This is a genomic window from Thermoanaerobacter sp. A7A, assembly GCF_000445185.1.
Lineage (GTDB): Bacteria > Bacillota > Thermoanaerobacteria > Thermoanaerobacterales > Thermoanaerobacteraceae > Thermoanaerobacter.
Genome location: NZ_AVAF01000062.1, coordinates 1 through 12,122, shown reverse-complemented (window position 1 = coordinate 12,122; position 12,122 = coordinate 1). Strand labels below are relative to the sequence as shown.

Below are 12,122 nucleotides of genomic sequence, written 5' to 3'. Positions count from 1 at the left end.
TATTTCTGACATAAGCTTTTTCAAAATCCAGAGCTTTAAATCTAAATTTATCTTTCTGATTCTACTCTTAGTCTATAGACAGCCTTAAAATAATAGGGAGTCTCTATTAATAGAAGACCTATAATCAGAAGATATAATAGCATACTTAGTACAGCCTCTATGCTTTTTGCCATTAAAATATTTATGATGCTTTATAGGGCAGGCAGAGTTTAAATAATCACAAGGCCTTACTTATAATTGTGGCTTCAATAATCTTTGGGATATTACATAGCTATAGCTTATTTTACATGATTTCAACTTTTTTAGCGGTAGTAATTTTAAATTATTCATATTTGATTTATAGAAATAAAACGCTAAGTTCATTCGCGATTGTTTTATCTATTCCTAGTATTCACAATATAATAGATGTACTGCTCTTCATAATTATCAATAGAAATACGTTAATATTTAACTTGTAATCTTATGATTGATTTAATGATGTTAGTGATAATTTTATAAAAGGTGAGATATTATGAACATATTTAAGCGCTATGTATGCATTAAACAACATGACATAAAAGATTGTGGTGCTGCTTGTCTTGCGACGATATCGAAACAGTATGGATTAAAAATACCAATATCGAAAATAAGAGAAGCTGCAGGAACAGATAAACAGGGCACAAGTGCATATGGGTTAATAAAAGCAGCAGAAAAACTTGGTTTTACAGCTAAAGGAGTTAGAGCAAACAAACCCGAAGATATTTTTAATGAATTTCCGCTTCCTGCAATAGCCCATGTGATTATTGACGGGAGATTACTTCATTATGTGGTAATACATAAGATAACAAAAAAAGAATTAGTTATTGCTGATCCTGCAAAGGGAATCGTAAGATATACTCCTGAAGAATTTTTTAAAATATGGACGGGCGTACTCATTCTTATGGTGCCAACGTTTCAATTTAAAAAGGGGGATGAGACGCAAGGACTATTTTCAAGATTCTTTGTATTATTAAAACCTCAAAAAAGACTGATAGTACACATATTTTTTGTATCCCTAATATTTACTGTCTTAGGAATTATAGGTTCATTTTATTTTAAATTCTTAATGGATTCTATACTTCCAAATGGATTAGTGAAAACTCTCAATATGTTCTCAATAGGAATCATTGTATTATATGTTTTTAAAGTTTTATTAAACGCCTTTAGAACGCAGTTACTTCTATATTTAAGCCAAAATATTGATATACCATTGATGCTTGGATACTACAATCATGTCATTGAACTGCCTATGAATTTCTTTGATACGCGGGAAGTAGGAGAAATAATATCTCGTTTTAATGATGCGGCAAGAATAAGGGAGGCTATATCAGGAGCGACGCTTACCATAATAATAGATACATTAATGGTTATAGTAGGTGGTGCTATATTATATAGTCAAAATCATATGTTATTCGGTATAACTCTTATTCCTGTTGTTTTATATGCTATTATTGTCTGGGTATTTAACAATCCTTTAAAAAACATAAATAGAACAATGATGGAAAATAACGCAAAACTAACGTCTTATCTTGTAGAATCATTAAATGGAATTGAAACTGTAAAAGCATTCAATGCAGAGAAAAAGGTAAATTTTGAAACGGAAAAAAGGTTCATAAAATTTATAAAAAGTGCTTTTAAAAATGGGTGGATAAATAATTTACAATCTTCATTAAAAAGTGGAGTAAAAAGTGTATTTGGAGTTGTTTTGCTATGGGTTGGAGCCAATGAAGTAATACATGGCAGGTTGTCCATAGGTGAACTTTTAACCTTTAATGCTTTACTTGCTTACTTTTTAGAGCCTATAGAAAATCTTATAAATCTTCAACCCCAAATACAGACAGCCTTAGTTGCAACAGACCGATTAGGTGAAATACTAGATTTAGAAATAGAAAAGAGCAAAAATGAAGATAAAAAGATCAATCCTGCATCATTAAGAGGAGATATAGACTTTGTAAATGTAACTTTTAGGTATGGAACAAGGCAGAAGGTTTTAGATGATATAACTTTACACATCTCTTCAGGAGAAAAAATAGCACTTGTTGGTGAAAGCGGTTCGGGTAAAACAACTCTGGTAAAGCTCCTAATGAGTTTTTATCAACCGGAGAAAGGCGAAATACTTATAAATGGATATAACATAAAAGATATAAATTTAGAAGTTTTAAGAGAAAAAATTGCATACATATCACAGAATGCTTTTTTCTTTAATGGCACTATCAGAGAAAATCTTACTCTTGGAGCAGATAATATAGAATTAGAAGAAATAATAGAGGCTTGTAAAAAAGCCCAGATTCATGATTTTATTAACAGTCTACCTTTACGATATGAAACTATGATAGAAGAAAATGGTGCAAATTTATCTGGTGGGCAAAAACAAAGACTTGCAATAGCAAGAGCAATCTTGAAAAAGCCTGATATATTAATAATGGATGAAGCTACTAGTAATTTGGATAGTACTACCGAAAAAACAATACATGATATGATATATGAATTTAGTAAAGATATTACTGCTATAATAATTGCTCATAGATTAAGTACTATCATGAGAAGTGATACCATATATGTTATGGATAAAGGAAAGATTGTAGAGAGTGGTAGTCATGAAGAATTAATGAGATTAGGAGGAAAGTATTATGAATTATGGAAGGATCAAATTCCAATATCTAATTACGAACTTGGAGATGAAGAAGCAGCAGCCTCTAATTTGATAGGAGCGTGACTTTTGTGAGAGAGATAGTACAAAATATAGAAGAACTTACAGACAGCAGAGAACTTTTAGAATCCAAACCGCATCCTATTGCGAGTGTTTCTGTTTATATTTTATTACTTCTCATTACATCTTTCTTGATATGGTCTTATTTTAGCGAGAAAGAAATAGTTGTTAAAGCAAACGGAATTATAAGACCTTACAAAGATGAATTTATCATCTCAAACAAAGTGACAGGCAATGTGGAGAGAATATATGTTACAGATGGTCAAAAAGTGAAAAAAGGAGATGCTTTATACGTAATAGAGCATAAAAACTTAGAATTACAAAAATCCATATTAGAAAAACAACTTGCTAATAAGATTAGTGAAGTAGAAAATTTAAAAAAATTAAAAAATAGTATTCAGGATGGGAAAAACTATTTTGATAAAAGTTCTGAGAATGAAATGTATTATTACTATAAGTATTTAGATTTTTACATAAATAAAAAAGCCATAGAAAGCCAACTTTACGGTATTAATGTTCAGGCACAGAATATAGATAACATATTGGAGAATTTAAAAAATTTAAAAAAATCCATAGACCAAAATGAAAATAAGATAAACAATGACACTTCTTATTACAACCAGTTTGTTGATTATCAAATGAATATTAATCAGAGACAGGATAAAATTGAGCAATTACAACGCGAACTGTTGAGGCAAATTGAAGAGGCACAGGAAGCAATTTACAATGCAAGAGAAGAACTTGCAAATTATAAAAATGGATATATGCTAAATATCAAAAACAATATAGAACAGAATTATCAACAATTAAATCAATTAAAGAGTCAATATTCTCAAATCCAAGATATACAAGATGCAATTAACAATTTAAGACTTCTTCAGCGATCTATTTACGATAATAAAAGCTATTTTTCAACTTATAACTCCTACTATTATAAATTCTTAGATTATCAAATGAATGTTCAACAATACCAAAACAAAATTGCCCAACTTCAGAAAACATATGATTCTATTTTGCAAAATCCAGATGCGTTGCCTAGTCAAATTGAGGATGCGTTAGTTGCTCTAAACAATGCTAAGCAGGAATTTGAAATTTATAAAAATCAATATCTTATGAGTGTTACGGCAAGTATAGAAGAAAATGAAACAAAATTACATCAGTTGCAAAACTTATCTCAACAAATGCAAACCATTCAAAATAATATAGATAACTTAAAATTATTACAAAAATCCATAAACGATAATCATAATTACTTTTCTTCTGATAGCTCTTATTACAATCAATTTATTGATTACCAGATGAATATAAAACAAAGAGAAGATAAAATTCAACAATTGCAAAATGCCTTAACACAAAAATATTATGATGCAGAAAAGACAGTTCAAAATGCAAAAGATGACCTTATAAATTATCAAAATCAATATATGCTTAGCCTCAAGGCAAATATCGAACAAAATGAAGCGAAACTCAAGGAAATCAAAGCTAATTTGAATAATGTAAATGTAGAAAAATTCACAGCAGATACCATAGCTCAAATAGAAGATAATATCTACTCCGATGAAAAAGAAATAGAGAAATTAAAAGCAGAACTTCAGAATATAAATCTTGCAATCGAGGATTACATTATAAAATCTCCAGTAGATGGGAAAATTGATATGATGATGAGTATAAAAGAAGGGGATTTGGTACAGAGCGGATTGGAAATAATTAAAATTATTCCAGACAATCCACAATATAGAGTAAAACTTTATATTCCTAACAAAGATATTGCAGATATAAAAGTTGGCCAAAAAATAAAATATCATATTTTAGCTTTGCCTTATCAAGAGTACGGAGAGCTGTCAGGTGAAATAGTAAAATTAAGTATAGACTCGAGATTAGACAAACAAAGTGGGCTTAATTACTATGAAGCAGAGGCGACCATTGATAATAAACCTCTGTATAATCGTAAAGGAGAAAAGAAAAACATAAAGGTAGGCATGATAGTAGAAGCCCATGTTATTGGCCATAGGGAAAAAATGCTTTACTATCTTTTAGAACAACTCAATTTGAAAGATTAGTTGAGTTCCTTTAACCTGTAGGGAATTAACTGTTGACAATTCATGAGATTTTATATATATTATATATCAAATAGAATATGAGGCTATGAAAGAGAGGAGTAAGTGTATACTGGCTAAAGAGAGGGATATCCCATGGGCTGAAAGGATTCCCGCCAAAGGTACACTGAAGGTAGCTCTGGAGCCTGTAAACCGAAGTCCAGTAGGTTTAAACGGGTCTGCCCGTTATAGCTTGAGTGATAAATAAAGGTGGTACCGCGAAATGCCCTTTCGCCCTTTGTGGGTGAAAGGGTTTTAAAATTTTACGGAGGGAGTGTGAGGCATGAAAGAGATAGCTAAAACCTACAATCCAAAGGAATTTGAAGATAGAATTTATGCTTTTTGGATGGAAAAAGGATATTTTACTCCTAAAATAGACCCTGAAAAACAGCCATTTACCATTGTTATACCGCCTCCAAACATAACAGGGCAATTACATATGGGACATGCACTTGACAATACTTTGCAGGACATATTGATAAGATGGAAAAGAATGCAGGGTTATGCAGCTTTGTGGATACCTGGCTCAGACCATGCCAGCATTGCGACGGAGATAAAAGTTTTAGACACGATAAGAGAAGAAACGGGGCTCACAAAGAAAGAAATAGGAAGAGAAGAGTTTTTGAAAAGGGCATGGGCATGGAAGGACAAATACGAAAACCGTATTTTAAGCCAATTAAAAAAGTTGGGTTCTTCTTGTGATTGGACAAGGACACGCTTTACTATGGACGAAGTATGTTCAAGGGCGGTAAGAGAGGTTTTTGTTTCTCTCTATGAAAAAGGGCTCATATACAGAGGTGACAGGATAATAAATTGGTGCCCAGACTGCAACACTGCTTTATCTGATGCGGAAGTGGAACATAAAGAGCAAAAAGGGCATTTGTGGTACATCAAATACCCCATAAAAGGTGAAGATGGATATGTAGTTATAGCTACTACAAGGCCAGAGACGATGCTGGGGGATGTAGCAGTTGCTGTAAATCCTGATGATGAAAGGTATAAGGATGTGGTAGGTAAGACTTTGATACTGCCACTTGTAGGAAGGGAGATACCTGTAATTGCTGACAGCTACGTTGATCCTTCATTTGGAACTGGTGCTGTTAAAGTGACGCCTGCTCACGACCCAAATGACTTTGAGATGGGGACAAGACACAATCTTCCATTTATCAACATAATGAAAGAAAATGCGATAATCAATGAAAATGGAGGAAAATATAAAGGTCTTGATAGGTATGAGGCGAGAGAAAAGATAGTAGAAGACCTCAAAAATCTCGGACTACTTCTAAAAATTGAAGACCACGTTCACAATGTGGGACATTGTTACAGGTGCGATACGGTAGTTGAACCTCTACTTTCCAAGCAGTGGTTTGTAAAGATGGAGCCTTTAGCGAAACCTGCTTTAGAAGTTGTAAAAGAAGGAAAAATTAAGTTTGTGCCAGAACGGTTTGAAAAAATATACATTAATTGGTTAGAAAACATAAAGGATTGGTGTATTTCAAGGCAATTATGGTGGGGACACAGAATTCCTGCCTGGTATTGTGATGACTGTGGTCATATAACTGTATCGCGTAAAGACCCGGAAAAATGTGAAGCTTGTGGAAGTACCAACATACATCAAGACGAAGATGTATTAGATACTTGGTTTAGTTCTGCACTTTGGCCTTTCTCTACTATGGGTTGGCCAGAAGAAACAGAAGATTTAAGATATTTCTATCCGACAGATGTACTTGTTACGGGATATGACATAATTTTCTTCTGGGTTGCAAGAATGATTTTTATGAGTTTGGAATTTATGAAAGAAGTACCATTTAAGCATGTTTTGATACATGGTTTAGTCAGGGATGCTCAAGGTAGAAAAATGAGCAAATCTCTTGGCAATGGAATAGACCCGTTAGAGGTTATTGAAAAGTATGGAGCAGACACTTTAAGGTTTACATTAGTCATAGGAAATGCTCCAGGAAACGATATGAGGTTTAGTCAAGATAAAGTTGAACTCAGCAGAAACTTTGCAAATAAATTGTGGAACGCTTCAAGATATGTGTTGCTGAATTTAACTGATAATGATACTAATCTTTATACAGAGGGGTTAACTATTGCTGATAAGTGGATTTTGACAAGGTATAACAATATAGTAAAAGAAGTGACAGAGAATTTAGAAAAATTTGAGTTAGGAATAGCCGCTACAAAGCTTTATGACTTTGTGTGGAGCGAATTTTGCGATTGGTATATAGAACTTAGCAAACCTGTGCTATACAGTGATAACCTTGAAGCTAAAAAGGTTACAAAGTCTGTTTTAAGATATGTGCTTGATAATACTTTGAGGCTTTTGCACCCCTTTATGCCTTTTATAACTGAAGAAATATGGCAGAATTTACCTCATGAGGGCGAGAGCATAATGATTGCTGAATGGCCGAAATACAAAGAAGAACTGGATTTCACTGAAGAAGCGAAAAATGCTGAGATTATAATGGAAGCTATTAGGACCATTAGAAATTTAAGAGCAGAAGCAAATGTTTCCCCTTCTAAAAAAGCAAAAGTTATTGTGGCTGTTGAAAATGAATATTATGTAAAGATGTTTGAAGTGGGTACAAATTATATAATGAAACTTGCAGGTGCTAGCGAAGTTGTAATTGAAACAGATAAAAGTAAAATTCCTCATAAAGCTTTGAGTGGAGCAATAGAAGGAGGATTGGTGGTACTTCCACTTGAAGATTTAATTGACTTAGAAGAAGAGATAAAGAGGCTTAATGAAGAAAGACAAAAAGTGATAAGCGAAATTGAAAGAGCACAAGGGCTTTTAAATAATGAAAATTTCGTCAAAAAAGCGCCAGAAAAAGTAGTCAGTGCGGAAAGAGAGAAATTAGAAAAATATACTACGATGCTTAAAAACATAGAGGAAAGACTTAAGTTATTAAATAGTTAACCTCTAGGGGGATTTGTATGTTATCTTTGTTTAAAAGGCCCAAAAAAGAGTCTCAACTGGTTATAAGAGAGGCTAAGATAAAAGATGCGAGGGGGATAATAAAGCTTTTAAACAGTGTTGGAAGAGAAAAATTGTATATGGTGTCAGAGACATTTAACTGGTCTGAAGAGGAAGAAAAACAGCTTATAAAAAATTTAGACCGCAACAAAGATTTGATTTTGGTGGCAGACTACGGTGTAGAAATCATAGGCTGCCTTACTCTCTTTCGTTATTATGGAGGAAGGTCTCCTAAAGTACAACATGTAGGAGAAATAGGTATAAGTATAGACGCTCGATTTAGGAATGTAGGAATCGGGACAAAATTGTTTACGGAAGCTATTAATTGGGCAAAAAGCAAAGGTTATGAAAAACTTTGCCTCAGTGTTTTTAGTACAAATGAGGTGGCAATACACCTTTACAAAAAATTTGGCTTTGAAGAAGAGGGCAGAAGAAGGCGGCAGTTTAAAATTGGAGATGAGTATGTAGATGAAGTTTTAATGGGATTGTTTTTGTAAAATCAGTCTGTATAGGAGATGAGCTTGAATGAATTATGAAGAGGCAATTAACTACATACACGGTACTTACAAATTTGGCGTAAAATTAGGACTGGAAAATATAAAAAGATTATTAAGTTATATGGGAAATCCTCAAAAAAAACTTAAAATTATCCACGTTGCTGGTACAAATGGAAAAGGCTCTACATCAGCTTTTATAAGCAACATTTTGCAGCAGGCTGGGTACAAAGTAGCTTTATATACTTCGCCTTTCCTGGAAGAATTTGAAGAGAGAATGAGAATAAACGGAGAAAATATTTCCAAGGAAAAGTTGATTTATTATGTTGAATATATAAAGCCTATAATATCTCGCATGGTGGAGGAAGGATACAATCATCCGACGGAATTTGAAGTGGTAACTGCAATTGCTTTTAAATATTTTTATGATGAAAAAGTGGATTTTGTAGTGTTGGAAGTGGGGCTTGGGGGCAGATTTGATGCAACAAATGCTATAGATTCTTCTTTGGTTTCTGTCATAACGACTATTGATTATGACCATACAGACAGATTGGGACATACTTTAGGAGAGATTGCATATGAAAAAGCCGGAATCATCAAGCAAAAGGGGGTTGTAGTGAGTTTTTATCAACAACCAGAAGCGATGAAGGTCATCATAGAAGCCTGTGAGGTAAGAAATGCTTATTTGACTGTACTTGAAAAAAGTAACGTAATTATAAAAGAACAAAACCCTGATTTTCAGATTTTTGACTACAAAAAATACAAGGACTTAAAAATTACTTTATTGGGAGAACATCAGATTTACAATGCTGCTTTGGCAGTAGAGAGTGTAGAAAAATTAAGAATGTATGGGTATGAAGTCACAGAAAAAGATATAAAGGAAGGGCTTTACAGGGCAAAATGGCCTGGAAGATTGGAAGTAATGAGAAAAAAACCCTACGTAGTAATAGACGGTGCTCACAATCCTCAAGGAATGACTGTTTTGAAAGAGTCTCTAAAATTATTTAAATATGATAAATTGATTTTAGTAATTGGAATGCTTAAAGACAAAGATACACAGAAGATGTTGGATATAATTGTGCCAGAGGCAGATATGATAATAACAACCACCCCAATAAGTGAAAGAGCTTATAAGGCAAGTGAACTTGCACAAAAGATAGATAAAGAAAACGTAATTCCAATTGAAAATATTGAAAAGGCAGTAAAATACGCCTTGGATATAGCTAAGGAAGAGGATATGGTGCTTTTTTGTGGGTCATTGTACATGATAGGTTATGTGAGGTCAATGCTTAAAAAGGTAATAATTAAGACATAGTTTTAATATAATGTAAGGTGTAAAGGCCGTAATGAGAAGGCGGTTGTTATGGAAATAACAGGTACTGCGTTGTTACGGGAGATAGATAAGGCACTAAAGGCGATGAAAGAAGCGGAAAGAAATTTAGAAATGCTGGAAAATGACAACTACCTCAAGATAAAGTTAGCAAGGCTAAAGTACGATTTTGCAAGACAAGAATATTTGAGACTCTTAAGGATTGCTAAAGAACAAAAAATCAAATATAACATGAATGAATTGATGGAAAAAATAATAGACGTATGATAAAAGCGGTCTTTCGACCGCCTGATTTATTGTTCAGGTATTTTAATTTCTTCTTGAAAATCGCACTTAAAATCTTTATAGGTCACACAAAAACCGTTGCAATTATGGATACATGTAATTGCATTACATTTCTTCATCGTTCTAATTGGTGCATTTACTGGTTTTGAAGAGCGCATAAATTCTAACTCCAAATAAGTCATATCAATCGCCCTTTCCAATTTGATAGTTTTATTATACACTTAATTCATTTATCTGTCAATTGCAATTATAAAATTTAGAAATTCATTTTAGAGCCAAATTTCTCAGAAAGTTTGCTACTAATAAAGGTTTTTTGAAAAAAATAATTAAATAGTTTTGAGTTTGGGTAGGGCTATAACTTTATTTTGTTTATTGAAAAAAGGAAAGGAGTATGATAAAATGAATAATGTGTCGGGGCATGGCGCAGCGGTAGCGCGCGCGGTTCGGGACCGTGAGGTCGCAGGTTCAAATCCTGTTGCCCCGACCATTATTACAGCCATGTGGGTTTTAAGACTTATCAACAGGCTAAAAGAACAAGTGTTTGCAGGTATGATACAGGGCCACTTTGGTGGTAAATTTGTGAAAATATTGAAAGACGCTCACGATTTAAGTGAGCGATTTTTTATGGAGTTATTGGTTTCTCAAATATATCCTCCTGCATATTATGGAATTATGCTAATATGTGGGGGGATGTATTTTGTACATTTACATTGCTAATATGGGAGAAGATATTATTGAGCGAGTTAATTTGGAGACAAATTACAGAGATTTTGCAAAGATTAATTCATATAACAATAAACATCTGCCCTTAAATGTCTATTCTAAATATTTATGTGGTCCTCATCGATTAATTTTAGATAAAGAAAGACAGAAACTGTATTCTTTAAATGCTTATGATAATTCAATTAGTATAATAAACCTAGACGATTTTACTTCAGAAATTTCTCTGTATGTAGGTAATTATCCTAATAATGGCATTATGCATGGAGATTATATATTAGTGGTTAATGGAGACTCAGACTCTATAAGTATTTTTGATATTGAAGAGAAAAAAGTGATAGGGCAAGTTAAAGTGGGAAGTTTCCCCCAGGACATAATTTACAATGAAAAGTATGATTTGATTTTTGTGAGCAATATGAATTCTGATGAAATTTTATTAATCGACCCTTATAGTTATAGGATTGTAGATTTTATTGTGACAGGGGCAAGACCTATAGGAATGACTTTCTCTGAAGATTGGGACTATTTGTATGTGGTAAACAGTTATTTTGAAACAGGGGTAAATGGGAAAATTTCTGTGATAAACCTGCAAAGTTTTAAAGTAACTGGTGAGATAGAAGTTGGAAAAGTTCCTACAATGGTCCGGAAAAAGGAAAACTTTTTGTATGTGCTTAATTCTTGCTCTAATACGCTATGCAAAATAGATTTATTTACAAAACAGAAAAAAGAAGTTTATTGCGGATATGCACCTGGGTATTTATGCATTTTAGATAAATATGCTTATGTTTCTTCTGCAGAAGAAAACAAAGTGAATATAATTGACATTGATGAAATGAGGGTAGTAAAGTTTATTGAAACAAGAAAAGAGCCCCAAGGCCTTGTTATTGACCCGTGAGGACTTTTATTATGTATGCATATACGTCTTGAGATTTTTGTTTCCAATTATCGCAGATAAGTTTTGCCTGCTCGCTGTTTACTACATTTATATTTAGCTCAATCAAAACTATATCATTTTCTACGACTTTACAATTAGCTATATATTGATTTTCGTCTTTTTTGTAATAAGTGGCTATATATTGAGATTCCTGTTTTATTTTTTCTTTGTTTAAAAGGATGTATTCGTCTATTTTTTGCCGTGTTTCAAAGGGGATTCTTGTGAAAAATAGTTTTAAAATGTTTATACCTTCTTCCGTAATAAAATATTTTTCTTCTTCTAATTTTATAAAGCCAGTTTCTATTAACTCGTCAAGGTATTGTCTTAAATAGAAATAGTTCATAAGTTTGTTATCTAAGATAATTTTGCTTATTTGCTCGTCTGTAATAGGCATATTTATTCTGTTTAAGATGTATAGTATAATTAACTTGTTTTCTGCTAATTCTTGTATTTCGTAAGCCAAGTTACCACCTCGCATTATTACTATATGTGGTATGTTTAAGTTAATTCTATCACAAAATATGCAATAATAAAAGAGAGTATACGAAATACTTT

9 protein-coding genes, 1 tRNA gene, 1 pseudogene and 1 other annotated feature are annotated in these 12,122 nt (G+C 32.8%); of the genes and pseudogenes, 8 read left to right on the top strand and 3 right to left on the bottom strand.

Features of this window, described 5'->3' with window-relative positions:
* A pseudogene (locus M663_RS15175) lies at positions 1 to 207 on the bottom strand (transposase); the annotation flags it as partial.
* Positions 208 to 511: 304 nt separating this feature from the next.
* Between M663_RS15175 and M663_RS0104095 the strand changes: the two are divergent.
* From M663_RS0104095 to M663_RS0104065, 6 genes are all read left to right on the top strand, one after another.
* A complete protein-coding gene (locus M663_RS0104095) occupies positions 512 to 2,734 on the top strand; it encodes a peptide cleavage/export ABC transporter (RefSeq protein WP_029688024.1) in 2,223 nt (740 codons plus the stop codon).
* Between the two features lie 5 nt (positions 2,735 to 2,739).
* Complete coding sequence (locus tag M663_RS0104090) at positions 2,740 to 4,788, top strand: HlyD family efflux transporter periplasmic adaptor subunit (RefSeq protein ID WP_029688023.1); 2,049 nt, start codon at positions 2,740 to 2,742, stop codon at positions 4,786 to 4,788.
* 76 nt (positions 4,789 to 4,864) lie between these two features.
* Positions 4,865 to 5,066: a binding site (T-box leader), on the top strand.
* Between the two features lie 41 nt (positions 5,067 to 5,107).
* Positions 5,108 to 7,747, top strand: a complete 2,640-nt coding sequence (locus M663_RS0104080; protein ID WP_029688022.1) for a valine--tRNA ligase — start codon at positions 5,108 to 5,110, stop codon at positions 7,745 to 7,747.
* A gap of 17 nt (positions 7,748 to 7,764) precedes the next feature.
* Positions 7,765 to 8,301 carry a GNAT family N-acetyltransferase gene (locus M663_RS0104075; RefSeq protein ID WP_029688021.1) on the top strand — a complete coding sequence of 179 codons (537 nt, stop codon included), beginning with the start codon at positions 7,765 to 7,767 and terminating at the stop codon, positions 8,299 to 8,301.
* A 28-nt stretch (positions 8,302 to 8,329) separates the two neighbouring features.
* A complete protein-coding gene (locus M663_RS0104070) occupies positions 8,330 to 9,613 on the top strand; it encodes a folylpolyglutamate synthase/dihydrofolate synthase family protein (protein WP_029688020.1) in 1,284 nt (427 codons plus the stop codon).
* A 48-nt stretch (positions 9,614 to 9,661) separates the two neighbouring features.
* Entirely contained in the window at positions 9,662 to 9,895 is a 234-nt protein-coding gene (locus M663_RS0104065) for a hypothetical protein (protein WP_003867714.1), read from the top strand.
* 26 nt (positions 9,896 to 9,921) lie between these two features.
* Here M663_RS0104065 and M663_RS15170 read toward each other — a convergent pair whose 3' ends face one another.
* Positions 9,922 to 10,095 (bottom strand): hypothetical protein, encoded by a 174-nt coding sequence (locus M663_RS15170; protein WP_273702620.1) that lies wholly within the window; start codon positions 10,093 to 10,095, stop codon positions 9,922 to 9,924.
* A gap of 230 nt (positions 10,096 to 10,325) precedes the next feature.
* Between M663_RS15170 and M663_RS0104055 the strand changes: the two genes are divergently transcribed.
* Positions 10,326 to 10,400, top strand: a tRNA-Pro gene (locus M663_RS0104055).
* Between the two features lie 210 nt (positions 10,401 to 10,610).
* Positions 10,611 to 11,528, top strand: a complete 918-nt coding sequence (locus M663_RS0104045) for a YncE family protein (protein ID WP_029688019.1) — start codon at positions 10,611 to 10,613, stop codon at positions 11,526 to 11,528.
* On the opposite strand, the gene M663_RS0104040 is transcribed toward M663_RS0104045, so the two are convergent.
* The gene (locus tag M663_RS0104040) at positions 11,515 to 12,030 is read right to left on the bottom strand and encodes a DUF4364 family protein (RefSeq protein ID WP_003867000.1); all 516 of its coding nucleotides are present in this window, start codon (positions 12,028 to 12,030) and stop codon (positions 11,515 to 11,517) included. The two genes, M663_RS0104045 and M663_RS0104040, sit on opposite strands and share 14 nt — an antisense overlap.
* Positions 12,031 to 12,122 lie beyond the last annotated feature (92 nt).

Coding starts and splice junctions, on each gene's coding strand:
- M663_RS0104065 (WP_003867714.1), top strand. CDS start 9,662: ATGGAAATAACAGGTACTGCGTTGTTACGGGAGATAGATAAGGCACTA.
- M663_RS0104070 (WP_029688020.1), top strand. CDS start 8,330: ATGAATTATGAAGAGGCAATTAACTACATACACGGTACTTACAAATTT.
- M663_RS0104075 (WP_029688021.1), top strand. CDS start 7,765: ATGTTATCTTTGTTTAAAAGGCCCAAAAAAGAGTCTCAACTGGTTATA.
- M663_RS0104080 (WP_029688022.1), top strand. CDS start 5,108: ATGAAAGAGATAGCTAAAACCTACAATCCAAAGGAATTTGAAGATAGA.
- M663_RS15170 (WP_273702620.1), bottom strand. CDS start 10,095: ATGACTTATTTGGAGTTAGAATTTATGCGCTCTTCAAAACCAGTAAAT.
- M663_RS0104095 (WP_029688024.1), top strand. CDS start 512: ATGAACATATTTAAGCGCTATGTATGCATTAAACAACATGACATAAAA.